Origin of the sequence: Aeromonas sp. (assembly GCF_050252055.1) — a bacterium.
Taxonomy (GTDB): domain Bacteria; phylum Pseudomonadota; class Gammaproteobacteria; order Enterobacterales; family Aeromonadaceae; genus Aeromonas; species Aeromonas caviae.
On record NZ_JBFWLQ010000001.1, the window covers coordinates 612,648 to 627,962 of the forward strand.

At 64.0% G+C, this 15,315-nt stretch carries 15 protein-coding genes; 6 read left to right on the top strand and 9 right to left on the bottom strand.

The features are described 5' to 3' along the window. Positions 1-35: 35 nt before the first annotated feature. From AB7E19_RS02715 to AB7E19_RS02740, 6 genes are all read right to left on the bottom strand, one after another. Positions 36-3,158 carry an efflux RND transporter permease subunit gene (locus AB7E19_RS02715; RefSeq protein ID WP_427934591.1) on the bottom strand — a complete coding sequence of 1,041 codons (3,123 nt, stop codon included), beginning with the start codon at positions 3,156-3,158 and terminating at the stop codon, positions 36-38. Further along, entirely contained in the window at positions 3,155-4,687 is a 1,533-nt protein-coding gene (locus AB7E19_RS02720) for an efflux RND transporter periplasmic adaptor subunit (RefSeq protein ID WP_427934592.1), read from the bottom strand. Before AB7E19_RS02720 ends, AB7E19_RS02715 begins: the two co-directional genes overlap by 4 nt. A 283-nt stretch (positions 4,688-4,970) precedes the next feature. Beyond that, positions 4,971-5,462: a hypothetical protein gene (locus tag AB7E19_RS02725; RefSeq protein ID WP_427934593.1), complete on the bottom strand. Its 492-nt coding sequence runs from the start codon at positions 5,460-5,462 to the stop codon at positions 4,971-4,973. A gap of 183 nt (positions 5,463-5,645) precedes the next feature. Continuing rightward, entirely contained in the window at positions 5,646-6,452 is an 807-nt protein-coding gene (gene xthA / locus AB7E19_RS02730; RefSeq protein ID WP_010673667.1) for an exodeoxyribonuclease III, read from the bottom strand. 248 nt (positions 6,453-6,700) lie between these two features. Then, entirely contained in the window at positions 6,701-7,663 is a 963-nt protein-coding gene (locus tag AB7E19_RS02735; RefSeq protein ID WP_427934594.1) for an ion channel, read from the bottom strand. 60 nt (positions 7,664-7,723) lie between these two features. Beyond that, complete coding sequence (locus AB7E19_RS02740; protein ID WP_010673669.1) at positions 7,724-9,370, bottom strand: response regulator; 1,647 nt, start codon at positions 9,368-9,370, stop codon at positions 7,724-7,726. Between the two features lie 270 nt (positions 9,371-9,640). Between AB7E19_RS02740 and AB7E19_RS02745 the strand changes: the two genes are divergently transcribed. Then, positions 9,641-10,066, top strand: a complete 426-nt coding sequence (locus AB7E19_RS02745; RefSeq protein ID WP_039039212.1) for an Hsp20/alpha crystallin family protein — start codon at positions 9,641-9,643, stop codon at positions 10,064-10,066. A 41-nt stretch (positions 10,067-10,107) separates the two neighbouring features. Here the strand turns inward: AB7E19_RS02745 and AB7E19_RS02750 are convergent, their stop codons facing one another. Then, complete coding sequence (locus tag AB7E19_RS02750) at positions 10,108-11,151, bottom strand: FAD:protein FMN transferase (protein ID WP_319869667.1); 1,044 nt, start codon at positions 11,149-11,151, stop codon at positions 10,108-10,110. 299 nt (positions 11,152-11,450) lie between these two features. Between AB7E19_RS02750 and azu the strand changes: the two genes are divergently transcribed. Beyond that, positions 11,451-11,891, top strand: a complete 441-nt coding sequence (gene azu, locus AB7E19_RS02755) for an azurin (RefSeq protein ID WP_427934595.1) — start codon at positions 11,451-11,453, stop codon at positions 11,889-11,891. Positions 11,892-12,072: 181 nt separating this feature from the next. Continuing rightward, positions 12,073-12,276, top strand: coding sequence for a hypothetical protein (locus AB7E19_RS02760; protein ID WP_322131925.1), 204 nt, complete (start codon positions 12,073-12,075; stop codon positions 12,274-12,276). Here AB7E19_RS02760 and AB7E19_RS02765 read toward each other — a convergent pair. After that, on the bottom strand, positions 12,273-12,842 hold the full coding sequence (locus AB7E19_RS02765; protein ID WP_043155563.1) for a HutD family protein: 570 nt from the start codon (positions 12,840-12,842) through the stop codon (positions 12,273-12,275). The genes AB7E19_RS02760 and AB7E19_RS02765 overlap by 4 nt on opposite strands. 129 nt (positions 12,843-12,971) lie before the next feature. After that, on the bottom strand, positions 12,972-13,394 hold the full coding sequence (locus AB7E19_RS02770; RefSeq protein WP_050498310.1) for a MarR family winged helix-turn-helix transcriptional regulator: 423 nt from the start codon (positions 13,392-13,394) through the stop codon (positions 12,972-12,974). Positions 13,395-13,475: 81 nt separating this feature from the next. Here AB7E19_RS02770 and AB7E19_RS02775 point away from each other — a divergent pair, with 81 nt between their 5' ends. From AB7E19_RS02775 to AB7E19_RS02785, 3 genes are all read left to right on the top strand, one after another. Next, the gene (locus AB7E19_RS02775; RefSeq protein ID WP_202044366.1) at positions 13,476-13,775 is read left to right on the top strand and encodes a DUF3861 domain-containing protein; all 300 of its coding nucleotides are present in this window, start codon (positions 13,476-13,478) and stop codon (positions 13,773-13,775) included. A gap of 133 nt (positions 13,776-13,908) precedes the next feature. Further along, entirely contained in the window at positions 13,909-14,880 is a 972-nt protein-coding gene (locus AB7E19_RS02780) for a nucleoside hydrolase (protein ID WP_427934596.1), read from the top strand. 95 nt (positions 14,881-14,975) lie between these two features. Further along, positions 14,976-15,305, top strand: coding sequence for a DUF3634 family protein (locus tag AB7E19_RS02785; RefSeq protein ID WP_039039207.1), 330 nt, complete (start codon positions 14,976-14,978; stop codon positions 15,303-15,305). Positions 15,306-15,315 lie beyond the last annotated feature (10 nt).

Here is a 15,315-nt window from a genome sequence, read left to right on the forward strand (position 1 = left end):
TCAATCGTTCAGTCGAAAAGGGTTGGGAAATCGGGTCATTCGGATTGTTGATAAGCAGGCAGGTTGCGGCTGCGCCAGAGGTAATAGGCCGCAGGCAGCACCAGCAGGGTCAGCACCAGTGCCGTCACCATGCCGCCAATCATGGGGGCGGCGATGCGCTGCATCACCTCGGAGCCGGTGCCCTGGCTCCACATGATGGGCAACAGGCCGGCAATGATGGTCACTACCGTCATCATCTTGGGGCGCAGGCGCAGGGCGGCGCCGTGGATCACCGCCCGGTGCAGGCCCGCCTGGTCCGGCTTGCCGCAGGCGACGAGGTCATCCCAGGCGTGGTTGAGGTAGACCAGCATCAAGACGCCGGTCTCCACCGCGACGCCTGCCAGGGCGATAAAGCCCACCCCGACCGCCACCGAGAGGTTGAAGTCCAGCAGCCAGAGGGTCCAGATCCCGCCCACTACCGCCAGCGGCAGGGTGGTGAGAATGAGCAACACCTCCTGGAAGCGGCGAAACGCCAGATAGAGCAGCAGTACGATAATGGCGACGGTGAGCGGCACCACGTAGGCGAGGCGCGCCTTGGCCCGCTCCATGTACTCATATTGGCCGGACCAGGTGAGGGCGTAGCCCGTCGGCAGCACCAGCTGCTTGCCCACCTCTGCCTTGGCCTCAGCTACAAAAGAGCCGATATCGCGGCCACGAATATCGACGTAGACCCAACCGTTGAGGCGCGCGTTTTCACTGCGCAGCATGGGCGCCTCATCGCTGATGTAAACCCGGGCCACGTCCGCCAGGGCGATGCGCGCCCCGCTCGGGGTCACCAACGGCAGCAGCTCGAGGCTCGCCACCGAATCGCGATAGCTCTGGGGATAGCGCAGGTTGATGGGATAACGTTCGCGCCCTTCGATGGTCTGGCCCACCTCCATGCCGCCCACTGCGGTGGCGAGCACCGCCTGCACATCGGCGATGTTGAGGCCGTAACGGGCCGCTTTCAGTCGGTCGATATCCACCTTGACGTAGCGGCCACCGGCCACCCGTTCGGCGTAGACCGATGAGGCTCCCTCCACCTTGCCGACTACTTGCTCAAGCTGTTGGCCGAGCCGCTGGATCACCTTGAGATCCGGCCCCGCTATCTTGATGCCCACCGGGGTCTTGATGCCGGTGGCCAGCATGTCGATACGGGTCTTGATGGGGGGCACCCAGGCGTTGGTGAGGCCGGGGAAGCGGATGAGGGAATCCAGCTCCTCTTTCAGCTTCTCCGGGGTCATGCCGGGTCGCCACTGATCGCGGGGCTTGAGCTGGATGCTGGTCTCCATCATCACCAGATCGGCGGGGTCGGTGGCCGATTCGGCGCGCCCCGCCTTGCCGAACACGTTCTGCACCTCGGGCACGGTACGAATGAGCTTGTCGGTCTGCTGCAAAATCTCCCGCGCCTTGCCCACTGAGATATTGGCCGCCGTGGTGGGCATGTACATGATGTCCCCCTCATCCAGCGGCGGTATGAACTCAGAGCCCAGGTACTTGAGCGGCCAGAAGCCCGCCACCGTCACCACGGCGGCGATGGCCAGGGTGGTTTTCGGGCGGGCCAAGACGGCCTTGAGCAGTGGCACATAGCCCTGGCTCAGCCAGCGGTTGAGCGGGTTGGCCTGCTCCGCCAGCACCTTGCCACGGATGAAGTAACCCATGATCACCGGCACCAGCGTGATGGCGAGCCCGGCGGCCGCCGCCATGGCGTAGGTCTTGGTGTAGGCGAGCGGGTGGAACATCCGCCCCTCCTGCGCCTCCAGCGCGAACACCGGCAGGAAGCTGATGGTGATGATCAGCAGGGAGAAGAAGATGGCGGGCCCCACCTCGATGCTCGCCTCGGTGATGATGCGCCAGCGGTTCTTGTCCGTTAATGCTTCCCGTTCCATGTGCTTGTGGACGTTCTCGATCATCACGATGGCGCCATCCACCATGGCGCCGATGGCGATAGCGATGCCCCCCAGCGACATGATGTTGGCGTTGATCCCCTGCAGGTGCATCACGATAAAGGCGGTCAGGATGGCGATGGGCAAGGAGATGAGCACCACCAGAGATGAGCGCAGGTGAAACAGGAAGGCGAGGCAGACCAGCACCACCACCGCGAACTCCTCCACCAGCTTGCCGGAGAGGTTGTCGATGGCGCGCTGGATAAGGTCGGAGCGATCGTAGACGGTGACGATCTCTACTCCTTCCGGCAGGCTGCTCTTCAGCTGGGCGAGCCGCGCCTTGACCCCGTCGATGGTGTGCTGGGCATTCTCGCCGTAGCGCATGACGATAATGCCGCCCACCACTTCCCCTTCGCCGTTGAGCTCGGCCAGACCGCGCCGGCTCTGGGGGCCGGTGACTACATCCGCCACGTCACCCAACAGCAGCGGGGCGCCGCGCACATTGGTGCCGAGCGGGATCTGCTTCAGATCCTCGACGCTTTTCAGATAGCCGTTGGAGCGCACCATGTACTCCGCTTCCGCCATCTCGATGACGGAGGCGCCGGTCTCCTGATTGCCCTGCTTGATGGCGGTCTCGATAAGGGAGAGCGGGATGCCGTAGGCGCGCAGCTTGTCCGGATCGACCCGCACCTGATACTGGCGCACCATGCCGCCCACGGTGGCGACCTCGGAGACCCCGTCCACCGTCTGCAACTCGTACTTGAGGAACCAGTTCTGCAGTGAGGTGAGCTGGCTGAGGTCATGCTTGCCGGTTTTGTCCACCAGTGCGTACTGATAGACCCAGCCCACCCCGGTGGCATCGGGGCCGAGCTGGGGGCGGGCTGAGGCGGGCAGGTTGGGCGCAACCTGGCTCAGATACTCCAGCACCCGGGCGCGGGCCCAGTAGAGGTCGGTGTTGTCGTCAAACAGCACATAGACGAAGGAGTCGCCGAAGAAGGAGTAGCCGCGCACCGTGGTGGCCCCCGGCACCGCCAGCATGGCGGTGGTGAGCGGGTAGGTGACCTGATCCTCAACTACTTGGGGCGCCTGGCCCGGATAGGAGGTCTTGATGATCACCTGCACGTCGGAGAGATCCGGCAGGGCGTCCACCGGGGTCTGTTTGACCGACCAGAGCCCCCAGGCGGTGAGCATGAGGGTCAATAGCAGCACCAGAAAGCGGTTGCCGATGGACCAGCGAATGATGGCAGGGATCATGACTTCTTCTCCATCTCGGGCATCGTCATCTGATGCTGGCTATGATCCATGCCTTCCATCTTCTGCATCTCATCCGTTGCTGGCTTGGCTGTGTCGCCACTTGTCGGCGCTTGCTCCTGATGGATGGTGGTGATGCGGTACTCATCCCCCTCCTGCATCACCTGCAGGTGCAGGGTCTGCCCCTCGGCCAGCTTGCTGATATCGACCCCTTCGGCCACGGTGAACTCCATCTCCATGGCGGGCCACTGCCACTCGGGGATGGGCTGGTGGGAGACCATCAGGGTACGGTTGGCCAGATCGATACTTTCAACCTCGCCCTGAGTCCACACCTGGGCGGGGCGCACCGCCGTCATGCGCTGAAAGTCAGAATCGATGGCCGATTCGGAGTCGAGCAGGAACTGGGCCGAGCTGACTATGCTGTCCCCAGCCTCTACCCCTGCCTTGATGGCCACCTTGTCGCCAAACTGGGGGCCCAGAGTGATGGCCACCGACTTGAAGCTGCCATCCCCCAGCGCCAGCACCAGCCGGTCCTGGCTGCCGGTACGGATCACCGCTTCGCTCGGTACCACCAATTGCGGCTCTCCCTTACCCGCCTGAATCGTCACCTTGGCGAACATATTGGGTTTCAAAAACTCGTCCGGGTTGGCGAAGCGCAGCCGCACCTTGAGGGTGCGGGTGGTGGCATCCAGCGTCGGGTAGAGGTAATCGACCCGGCCCTGCCAGCGGCGGCCGGGGGCATAGTCGAGGGTCATGGTGACCGGATCGCCCACCTTCAGCTGGGCGGCCTGGCGCTCGAACACCTCGGCGCTCACCCACACCTGTTTGAGGGTGCTGATGTTAAAGAGCGCCGCGGCGGGCTCCACATACTGGCCCTCGCGCACCTTCAGCTCGGAGACATAGCCGCTGCTCGGGGCATAGATGCGCACCGTTTCCTGCACCTGGCGGCTGCCCTTGAGGGCCGCAATCTGATCCGCCGGTACCTGCAGGGACTTGAGCTTGCCCTCGGCGGCGCGCAGCAGCAGGGGGTTGGCGGTGTTGAGAGCCAGCAGATACTCGTGCTGGGCGTTGACCAGATCCGGGGCGTAGAGCTCGTAAATCAGGCGGCCTTTGCTCACTTGCTGCCCCTCGCTCTTGATGGCGAGGGTGCGGATCCAGCCCGCCATGCGGGCGTTGACGGCTTCCAGCTTGTCTTCGTCATAACCGACGTAACCCACCGTCTCGATCTGCTGGTGGATGGGGAGCTTCTCCACCTTGGCGAGCCGTACCCCCAGGTTCTGCTGGATCTCGGGGCTGATGGTGACGGTGCCGGGTGAGCCGCCCTGTTTTTCCTCATAGACGGGGATGAAGTCCATCCCCATGTTGTCCTTCGCGGGGCCATCGCGCTTGTCGCGTGGATCCATGGGGTTGACCCAGTAGAGCGGCGTCTTCTCCTTGGCAGCGGGGCCAGCGGTGGTCTGTTTGGCGGCCCAGTAGCCGCCGCCGGCGCCGAAGGCCAGCAGCAGGGCGGACATCAACAGTGTCTTGTTCATGACAAGCCTCCGGTGCGCGGGAGGCGAAGGGAGGGCTGGCACGGCTGCGTGCAGGCAGACCGGGTAACGGGGGTGGATGACATGGTATCTCTTCTCTTCTGTCAGGCCGCCAGTGTGGTGGTGTGCGCTGGCTGGGCATCACCACGAGACGGCAAACGGGGCGCAGCTGTGTCAGCGCGCACGGCTCCCTGCGAGCGGGCCGGTTTGGCCAGGGCGCAGGGTCAGGCAAGGCGGCAGAAAACGGGCAAGCCGAGGCTTGCTGTTGCCGCGAGAGAAGATCGTTCTAGTGGCGCAGCACCGACAACATCAGGTGTCGGCGCGGCCAGGAGGGAGGGTGGGTACCGCGGGATCGCAGGAAGGGATCCCGCAACCAGTTGTCCAGCAGGGGGGCGAGGCGCCACGAAGGGAGCAACAGCAAAGGAAGCAGCAGCAGTGACAGCAGCAGGCCCAGCAGGGGCGGCGCACTGGTGGCGCCGAAGACGCCGCTCTGCATCTGGCACTCCTCCCCGGGCGGGGCCGCCTCACTCTGGGGGCCGCCGTGGCAGGAGAGGGAGGCTGTGTCGGCCTGGTTCATGGCGGAGTGCTGCACAGGCTCGCTCTGGTGCAGTCCATGAGACAAAGGGGACTGCGCCGGAGTCAGGATGGATGCGGATGCGTCACTTGGCAGGGCGGTGGCCGCCCCATGCCAGCCGATGCACAGGGTGAGATTGCAGACGAGCATCAGCCCCAGCAACAGCCGGGCGATGAACGTGGTGGGCAATCTCGATGAGAGCATGGGTGGTTTCCCCGTGACGGATGGGCCGAATCTAAACCTTGCCGAAAGGAGAAGGTCAAGGCCTGGCAAGCGCCGTCTGCCTGGGAATTGACATGGATTAAGAAAGGGCGGGGCAGTGAACAAAAAAAGCCCCCGCATGGGCGGGGGCAGGTTCTTTTGGCGAGGGCGAGCCTGACGTGGGGATCAGGCGAAGCAGGTCCAGATTGGGGCGTGATCCGAGGGCTTGTCGATGCCGCGCAGCTCGTAGTCGATGCCGGTCTCGGTCACTTTGTCCTTGAGGGCGTCGGAGGCCATGATGAGGTCGATGCGCAGGCCCCGGTTCTCGTCAAAGCCCCTGGAGCGGTAGTCGAACCAGGAGAAGCGCTCGCACTCGGTGGGGTTGGCGGCGCGGAAGGTGTCGGTGAGGCCGAACCCCTTGAGGCGCTCCATCCATTCCCGCTCGATGGGCAGGAAGGAGCACTTGCCATCCCGCAGCCAGCGCTTGCGGTTCGCCTCGCCGATGCCGATGTCGAGATCCGTGGGGGAGATGTTCATATCCCCGATCAGCGCAATCTGGTCGTCCGGGGTGTGGTGGGTCTCGAGGTAGTGCTGCAGGTCTTCATAGAACTTCTGCTTGGCCGGGAACTTGGTCTCGTGATCCTGGCTCTCCCCCTGGGGGAAGTAGCCGTTCATCACCTTGATGACGGAGCCGTCTTCCCGCTTGAAGCTGGCCATGATCATGCGGCGCTGGGCATCTTCCGGATCGGTGGGGAAGCCCTTTTGCACCTCGATGGGAGCCTGCTTGCTCATGATGGCGACCCCGTAGTGCCCCTTCTGGCCGTGGAAGACCACGTGGTAGCCCATGGCCTCCACATCCGCGACCGGGAAGGCTTCGTCGTGCACCTTGATCTCCTGCAGGCCGATCACGTCCGGCTGGTGCTTGTCGATAAGGGCTTGCAACTGATGAAGACGGGCGCGCAGGCCATTGATATTGAAAGAGATGATCTTCATGTTCGGGGTGCTCATGTCGTTTTTGTTCGTCGCTTATTGGACTAGGAATCCGCGATGGATGCAAGTTCGGGGGCTGTGACTGGCGCAGCGGCTCGGGAATCTGTTCACGATCTGTCGCGAGAGTCTGTCAGCAAGGTGACGCGCAGCAGAGGAACCTGAGTGTATATACATGGAAGCGCCTAGCGACACATAAGCGAGCAGCACATGAGCCTTGGAAGCGGCTTCCCAGCAAGATAGTGGACAGGTTTCTAGCGGGTCATCTTCTTGACAAACACCACCACGAACAGCGCCAGCGTGAAGCTGCCGGTAAAGGCTTCGAAGGCGGCGAAGATCCGCGACAACCCCACCGGGGTGAAGTCCCCATACCCCAGCGTGGTGAAGGTCACCACGCTGTAGTAGAGGCACTCCATCAGGAAGATGGCGTTCTGCTCCAGGGGGGCGTCCGGGCGATAGATGAGGTAGGTGCCCGCGAAGTTGAGGCCGCAGAAGAAGTAAAAAATGCTGCAGATGACGATGAGCAGCAGGGAGAAGAGTACCACCCGCATGGGGGCCTCGCCGTAGCCGCAGAAGAGATCCACTATCCAGGAGGCGAAGCGGCGGTAGGACCAGAACGGCATCTGCAGGCGGCGCATGGTGAGCTCCTGCTGGATGTAGCGACCGGACATGGTGAAGATGCCCTGGGCCTCCGAGGCCTTGCGCAGATCCCGGTAGGTCTCCTCCGCCTCCTTGAACCAGACGCGGGCCTGCGCCGGGTCCCGCTCGCGGCGCCCCTTTCTGTCCTGCATCAGCCGCTTGCCCGTCTCCAGGTTGTCGAGGCGGGTGTTCTTCCAGCGGATGCCGAGCAGGTTGACGTCGTCGAGGGTGGCGCAATGGAGGTTCGCTTCGCTCAGATCGGCCTTCATCAGGCTGCCGCCCTTGATGCGAATGCCATAGAGGTGTGCCCCTCGCAGGTTGGCGCGATAGAGGTTGCACTGCTCCAGCAAGAATCCCTCCGGACCCTGCCTGTTCACCAGGTTGAGATCCGCCAGCTCGGCGCGGGCCAGTTGCAGGCCGTGGCACAGGCCTCCCTGGCGCACATAGCGCTCCAGCGCCTCGGCGGTATCAGGGGTGTTGTGGGCCGCAGCGGGGTCGTGCCAGCGGCAGAGATCATGATCCCCTGCCTCTTCGGTGCAGTGGCGGCCATCGGCCACCAGGTATCGGCACATTGCCATGGTGTTGCCCCTCCCTTCCCTGAGTCAGTATCAGCATAGGTGAGGGGAGGAGGGGGGATATCAGCTGTGCTGATGATATTCCTGGCGCAGCTTGCGAAAACGTTCCTGCTGGGCGGGGTTGAGGGGGATGCCCTCCAGCACCTCCAGGGTCTCCTTGCACTCGGCGCCAAACTCCGGGCTCTTGCGGTTCTTCTGCATGAGTTGCAGCAGCACCTGGATCTTGTTGAGGGCGGCGCCGGTATTGGCGGGCGCCCGGCGCAGGGCCTCGCGAAAGTGGCCGAGGGCCTGCTCCAGCTCTCCGGCCTGATAGGCCTTGATGCCCAGATCGTTGAGCTGCTGATAGCGCTGGCGCCGCTCCTGCACCGTCTTGTCATCCCGGGTTACCTGGATGCAGGTGGTGAGCAGCCGATCCTCATCCTCCGCCAGCAGGGGTTGCAGGCTCTCGGCGTACTCGAACTCCCCGAGCTGATAGAGGGCGAGTATGGTCTCGCCAAGGAGAGCCGGAGGCATGGTGGCGGGCTCGTCCAGCCAGTTCTGGTTGGCGCGATAGAGCATCTTCTTGCCCTTGAGCAGCTCCCCCAGGGCGATGCGCACCCGGGCCTGGCAGATCTGCTCGAACACCGGGTAGTTGAACTCCGACATCATCAGGGAGTCGCGGATGCGCGACAGGGCGGAGTTCACCTGCTTTTGCAGGTTGGCGATGTGGTAGCCGTCGTTGCTGTTGAGGGCGTACAAGGTGAGGGTCTGGATATAGGCCCCGAGATAATGCGGCGTGCGGTGGATCGAGTTGCGCGACAAGTCGATGAGGGCGAGCAGCACGTCCTTGGCCTGGGCGTAGTCGTGCCGTTGCAGGCACACCTCCGCCAGACGGCGGGAGAGCTGCACCGACTGGGGAGAGATGTCCACCGCCCGGCGCAGCTCCTGCTGGGCCTGCTCGTCATTGCCCAGCGCCAGCAGGGACTCCGCGAGCCAGAGGTAAGCCTCCACCATCAGGGGGGTGTGTTTCAGGGTGGCTTGCAGGTGGCTTACCGCCTCCTCGTGCAGACCCAGGGTATGGCACGCCTTGCCCAGGGTGAGGCGAGCCCAGCTGTTCTCCTGCCCCGCCAGCAGCTGGCGCATCAGGCTGCGAGCCTCCTTGGCCTGGCCCAGCTTGAGCTGGGTGTCGGCCTGCAGGCAGCGGCAGAAGTTGGCAAAGCGGGGCACCGCGTCCGCCTGTTTGGCACAGGCCTCCACCAGGGCGGGCAGATCGTCCCGGGTGAGGGCGCTGAAGACGCTCTCCAGCGCCTGGCGCCGGGCGAGGGCGCGTTTGAGACGAAAGGAGAACTGCTCCTGGGAGAAGGGCTTCATCAGGTATTCGTCGGGCTCGGCTTCCAGCGCGCTCAGCACCATGGCGCGGGAGCCGTCGCTGCTGACCATGATCACCACGCTCTGGGGCGGAATGAGTTGCTGATCCCGCAGGCTTTCCAGCAACTGGCGGCCGTTCTCGCCCGCCCCCAGCTCATAGTCGAGCAGATAGATGTCGAAGCTCTCTTTCTGGCAGCGGCGGCGCGCCTCGTCGGCGGAGTTGGTGTAGGTGATGCGGTTGATGCCGATGTTGATCAGCATCGCCTTCATCATCATCTGGAAGGAACGCTGTTCGTTGACCAGCAGGATGCGCTTGGGCTTGGGCTGGGGTTTCTTCTCGGGTACGGAGTCCGGTGTCTGCATCTGTCTGGCATCAAGGCGCTACGGGCTGGTGGGAGAAGTGTGCCACCAAAGTCCGCAGGCAGGCAATTGCACATGGGGAGGGGCCCCGGTTTTTCCCGCAGACCTTGGGTGAAAAAAAGGGTGTCTTGCCTTTGATCCCGGTCAAGGGAAGGCGAGTTGGCACTGGCAGGCGCTGTCCCGGTTTTTAGACTTGAAGAGCGTCAGCATGCGGGAGGCAGCAGAGGGCAGGGTGCCCGTCTGCTCCCTTGCCCGCTCACAAGGAGGGATCAGATGAGTTTGCTACCGAGTCGCACCAGCCTGTTTGATGACCTGTTCCACGACATGGCCTCCGGCTTCTACATCCGCCCCCTGCACGGGGACCCGTTGCCCAGCCAGATCAAGCTGGATCTGCGGGAGAGCGGGGATGACTACCTGCTGCAGGCGGAATTGCCCGGGGTGGCGAAGGAGGACATCCACGTGGACGTGCACGGCAAGCTGGTGACCCTGAAGGCGGAGATCCGCCAGTTTGACAGCCAGAACAAGGATGAACGGGCCCTGCGCAGCGAGCGCTACTATGGCAGCGTGTCGCGCAGCGTCGAGCTGCCGGTGGAGGTGTCGCCAGAGCAGGTGAGCGCCCGCTTTGACAACGGCATCCTCACCCTGCGCCTGCCCAAGCAGGCGGCCAGCCCCGCGCCCCACCGCATCCCCATCGAATAGGCGGTCAGTGAACGAGGCCCCGCACTGCGGGGCCTCGTCATTCAGGGCTGCTTGCGCACCAGATAGGGGGCAAACTCGGGGGTGTGGCTGGCGGCAAAGCCCGTGGCGGTCTTCTCGATGAGATAGACCGCCAGCTTGTGCTCCCTGGCAAAGGCCATCGCCCGCTCGGGGCCCATCACCATGAGGGCGGTGTCGAGGGCATCGGCCTCCAGGGCCGTGGGGGTGATGACGGTGGCGGAGACCAGCTTGTGGGTCACGGGCTCGCCGGTGGCGGGATCGATGATGTGGGAGTAGCGCTTGCCGTCGAGCTCGTAATAGTTGCGATAGCTGCCGGCGGTGCTCACCGCCATGCCGTTCGGGGTCACCACGTCCTCGATGGCGCCCGGTCTGTCCGAGGGCTCGACGATGGCTACCCGCCAGGGATTGCCCTTGTCGTTGTGCCCCTTGCTGCGCACCGCCCCCGCCACTTCGATGAGGTAGTTGTGGACCCCTTTTTGCTCCAGCAGCCCGGCTATCTCGTCGGAGGCTGCCCCCTCGCCCAGGGTGGAGAGATCCAGATAGAGGTCTGGGATGGCCTTGCCGAGCAGGAAGTGATCCCCCTCGGGGGTCAGGGTGAGCTTGTCGATGCCGACCCGCTCCCGCGCCTTGGCGATCTGCTCTGCGCCGGGCCGCCTGACCGGGCGCTTGTCCGGCCCGAATCCCCACAGATTGACCAGGGGGCCCACGGTGACATCGAGAACCCCCCGGGTGAGGTGCCCGGCGTCAATCCCCTGTTGCACAATCTTCGCCATGGTGGCCGGGATGACCTGGGGGGGCTGCCCCGTTCCCTGATTGAAGCGGGAGATGAGGGAGCCCGGATCATAGGTGGAGATCTCCTTGTTCAGGCGTGCCAGCAGCGCCTCCACCTCCTGTTGCAGAGCCCCCTGTCCGCCGGGGAAGGGGTCGCTCAGGGTCACCGCATAATAGGTGCCCATGGTGTTGCCCTGGATGCGGGTCTGGGTCGGGGCCGGCTGGCAGGCGCCAAGCAGCAGGATCAGGGAGAGCAGCAGGGTGCGCGCCAGCGCAGGCGCAAAGGGGAACTTCATCTCTCATTCTCGCGGGAGTCATCGACGGGGGAGCAGCTTAGCCAACGGCTGTGGTGCTGGCGAGTGGCCGTGGGCGGGAAGGCCGCAAATAATTAAGCCGGAGGGGAATTTGATCAACCCGCTTTGGGCCCGGGGTCGGGAGAAAAGAAGTGACCGGGCCCGCAGGCTGGCCCAAAAGCGGTCGTCCTTCGGTGACATTTGAATACAATGAAGATCGATCCTGACAGCATCTTTGCGGGTCGCGCCCACGGGGGCGAGATGCCTGTGCTGTCATCCTTCGTCAATCAAAGGAGAACGTGATGAAAAAGGTGTTAACCCTGCTGCTTCTTGGCTCCCTCGCCACCCCGGTCCTGGCCGACGAGTGCGCACTGGTGATCGAAGGCAATGACGCCATGCAGTTCAACCAGACGGCGATGAGCGTGCCGGCCACCTGCAAGGAGGTGACGGTGACCCTCAATCACACGGGCAAGCTGCCGGTGGCCAACATGGGCCACAACTGGGTGCTGGCCAACACCGCCAACTATCAGGCCATCGCCACCGCCGGCATGAGCGCCGGGGTCGATCACGACTACCTGCCCAAGGATGACCCCAGGATCCTGGCCCACACCAAGCTGGTGGGGGGCGGCGAGAGCACCAGCGTCACCTTCAAGACCGACGGCCTGGCGGGCAAGGATCTCACCTTCTTCTGCTCCTTCCCGGGCCACTTCGCCCTGATGAAGGGCAGCTTCAAGGTGGGGTAGTGCCAAGGGTCGTGTCGCCGCCAGCACAAGCAAAAGCCGGGAGGGTCCCGGCTTTTTTGTCTTCGCTTGCGCTGCGTCGCAGTGCTTTCATGATCTGGTCTGGGGTGGCAAGGGGATGAGCGGCGTAGAATAGGCCGCAAATGGGCCAGTGGCCCGCCTACGCCCCTTCGGAAAAGAGAGCATGAATGCAGTGAAATGGATGCTTGGCTGTTGCCTGATGCTGCTGTGTGCGATCGCGCTGGCCGCCGAGCCCCCGGTGAAGAAGAGCCTGAGCGGCATCTGTCACCCCAAGGGCAGCACCTACTACAGCCGCACCAGGCACTATACCCCCTATGACACCATGCAGGCCTGCCTCGACAGCGGGGGCCGTGCCCCCCGGCGTTAAACGGCGGCTTGCTTGGGCTGCAGGGTAAAGAAGGCGAGGGTGGTCTTCTTCCCGCACTCGAAGCGGATGCTCTCCTCCCCTTGCACCACCAGGGTCTCGCCCGGTGCGACCTGCTGTCCCTGCACGGTGAGCTGGCCCTCCAGCAGGTGGCAGAGGTAGCACTTGTCCGTCTCCAGGGTGAGGCTGAGGGGGAAGGGCAGGTTCAGCACCCGCACGTTGGCGCTGATGCGCGCCGGGTGGTAGATGAGCCCGAGATCCGTCACCTCTTTTTTCAGCAGCTCGCAGCGGGTCTCGTCATCCCCGCTGAAGTGGGCTGCCTCGAAGGTGGCGTAGGGGTGGCCGTTGAGCACGAAACCGGCACCGCTGACGGGCAGCAGGATGCGCTGGTAGCCGGGAAAGCGGGAGAAACTCCCTGCTTCCTTGATGGGGGCCGAGCTCAGCCGATAGTCAAAGTCGAGCTTGTCCAGGGTCGAACCAGGGGGGGAGATCAGGATCTGGGCCGTGGTGCCCTGCCTGTTCTTCCAGGGCATTTTCAACTGGTCGGACTCTTTAATCAGGGTGATCACGATGGCGCCTCGGCGGGAAGGGGAGAGTAGGGCCAGTGATACCATCTCCGGGAGTGGCTCACAAGGCGCCGCCAGCGCAGGCCGCGCTGGTTGACCACAAATCAGGCAGCGGCCCCCCTGACGCTGACCCTAATCGGTCGACTCAAGCCCTTTTTCTATCTTGTCCAGCAGTTGCTGCAACTGCGCTATCTCCGCCGGCGTCAGCAGGGAACACAGCCGTTCGTCGAGCCGTGCGGCCTCCTGCTCCCCCTGGTTGACCCGCTCGCAGGCCAGCGGGGTCAAGGCCAGACAGATGCTGCGTCTGTCAGTGGGATGGGGCCGCTTCTCGATGAGCCCCTGTTTCTCCATCTCCTGCAGCAGGCGCGTCACCTGCGCCTTGTCGCGGCCCGACCGCTGCGCGATGAGCTGCGGCGTGGCGGGATCCAGCGCATGGATCAGTTGCAGCACCTTGTAATGGAGGGGGCTAAGGGCGATCTGCTGTGCCCGGAAATGCTGCGTCATGGCGATTTTGTACTGATCGAGGATCCGGAAGAGGCGGTTTGATAACTTCATGGTTGATAAAGTCAACTTAAACGGGTTTAATTGATTTTATCAACCATATGAGCAAAAGCCCAGCCCGAGAGGAGATGAAAGATGCCACACACCTATCGTGTACAGGTCCAGGCGCTGGACCGCGATGTGCCCCCGTTGCAGTTCGACTGCCAGAATCACGACGACATCTTTGCCATCCTGGCGCTCAGCAAGGGGAAGCTGCCCATGTCGGAGCAGGAACATCAGGCGTTTATCGTCGGGTTGAAGCTGTTTGGCGAAGTCATGATGCAGCATCGCAAAGAGGAGCTGTTCAAGGGGTTTCTTCCCCATTTCAAGCAATTCATGGGGCAACTGAAACGCACCGCCAGGGGAGAGGAGGCGGTGGTCGCCCCTTCCGAATGACCCCCAGCCCTGACCCCAGGGGCGAGTGGTCCCGCCAGCATGCCTGATGCAAAGGAAACCCCGAGGTTGTGATCCCGGTGCTGTCAAAGCGGCGAGGGCCCGCTACACTGGCAGCTCGTTTCACGGAGGACCCATGACCCACAAGATCATTCTGGATACCGATCCCGGCATCGACGATGCCATGGCCATTCTGTTTGCCGAGGCGCACCCCGCCATTGACCTGCTCGCCATCACCACGGTGTTTGGCAATGCCACCATCGAAAACGGCACCCGCAACGCCCTCTGGCTCAAGCAAAAATATGGCATGAAGGCGGACGTGGCCCAGGGCGCCGCCGCGCCGCTGCTGCGCGAGCCCGTGGGGCCGACGACGGTGGTGCACGGCCCGAGCGGCTTTGGTGACGTCCAGGCGGGGGAGGTGACCCTCATCCCGGATCCCCGCCCGGCCTGGCAATACATCGTCGAGACAGTGAAGGCCCATCCCGGCGAGATCACCCTGGTGACCATCGGGCCCCTCACCAACCTGGCGCTGGCGCTCGAGGCGGCCCCCGAGGTAGCCGCCCTGGTGAAAGAAGTGGTCGTGATGGGCGGCGCCTTTGGCGTCAACGGCCATCGCGGCAACGTGACCCCCTATGCCGAGGCCAATATCCACGACGATCCCGATGCGGCGGACCGGGTCTTCACCGCCCCCTGGCCCCTGGTTATCATCGGGCTCGACGTCACCCAGCAGAGCATCTTCACCGCCGACTATCTGGATGCCCTGCGGGACGATGCGGGGGAGCCGGGCCGCTTCCTGTGGGATGTCAGCCGCTTCTACCTGCGCTTCTATTCCGAGCGCATCGGCATGGCGGGGTGCCATGTGCACGATCCCTCCGCCATCGCCTATGTGATCGATCCTGCTCTGTTCACCCTGCGCAAGGGGCCGGTGCGGGTCATCACCGAGGGGCCCGCCATCGGCCATACCCTGCAAAAGTTTGACGACACCCGCCATCCCCATGACGAGTGGGCCGACTGCCCGGCCCAGCAGGTCGGGATCGCGGTGCGGGATCAGGCCCTGCTCGCCCTCTATCGGGATACCCTGGTGGCCTGGGGCAAGGGGCGCCGATAAGGCCCGGCAGTGAGTGAAAGCGTGATGGCGGCCGGGTCATGGTGAGGCGCCCCCGGTTATACTGGCGAACATCGGGTTGACGGGAGGAAGACGCAATGGCCTGGTTGTCTCTGTTGGTGGCGATAGCCCTGATCGGGTGGTTGATGACGCTGGGGCGCGGTGCCCTGTTCGAGGTCCGGCTCGCGCCGGGCAAGGTGGTGGTGAAGCGGGGCTCGGTGCCGCCGCGCTTTGTGACCCAGGCGACCCAGATCCTGCACCATGAGCCGGTGCGCGGGCGCATCCTGGGCCTGCGGGACGGCAACGGGGTGAGGCTGGTCTTCTCCCGCTCCATCCCCGAGCCCGTGGCCCAGCGCCTGCGCAACATCTTCCCCTACGGGGATTACCGGGGGCTCTCCCCGAGCCCTGACGGGCGAAAATCACGCTGAGCGGTCGCCG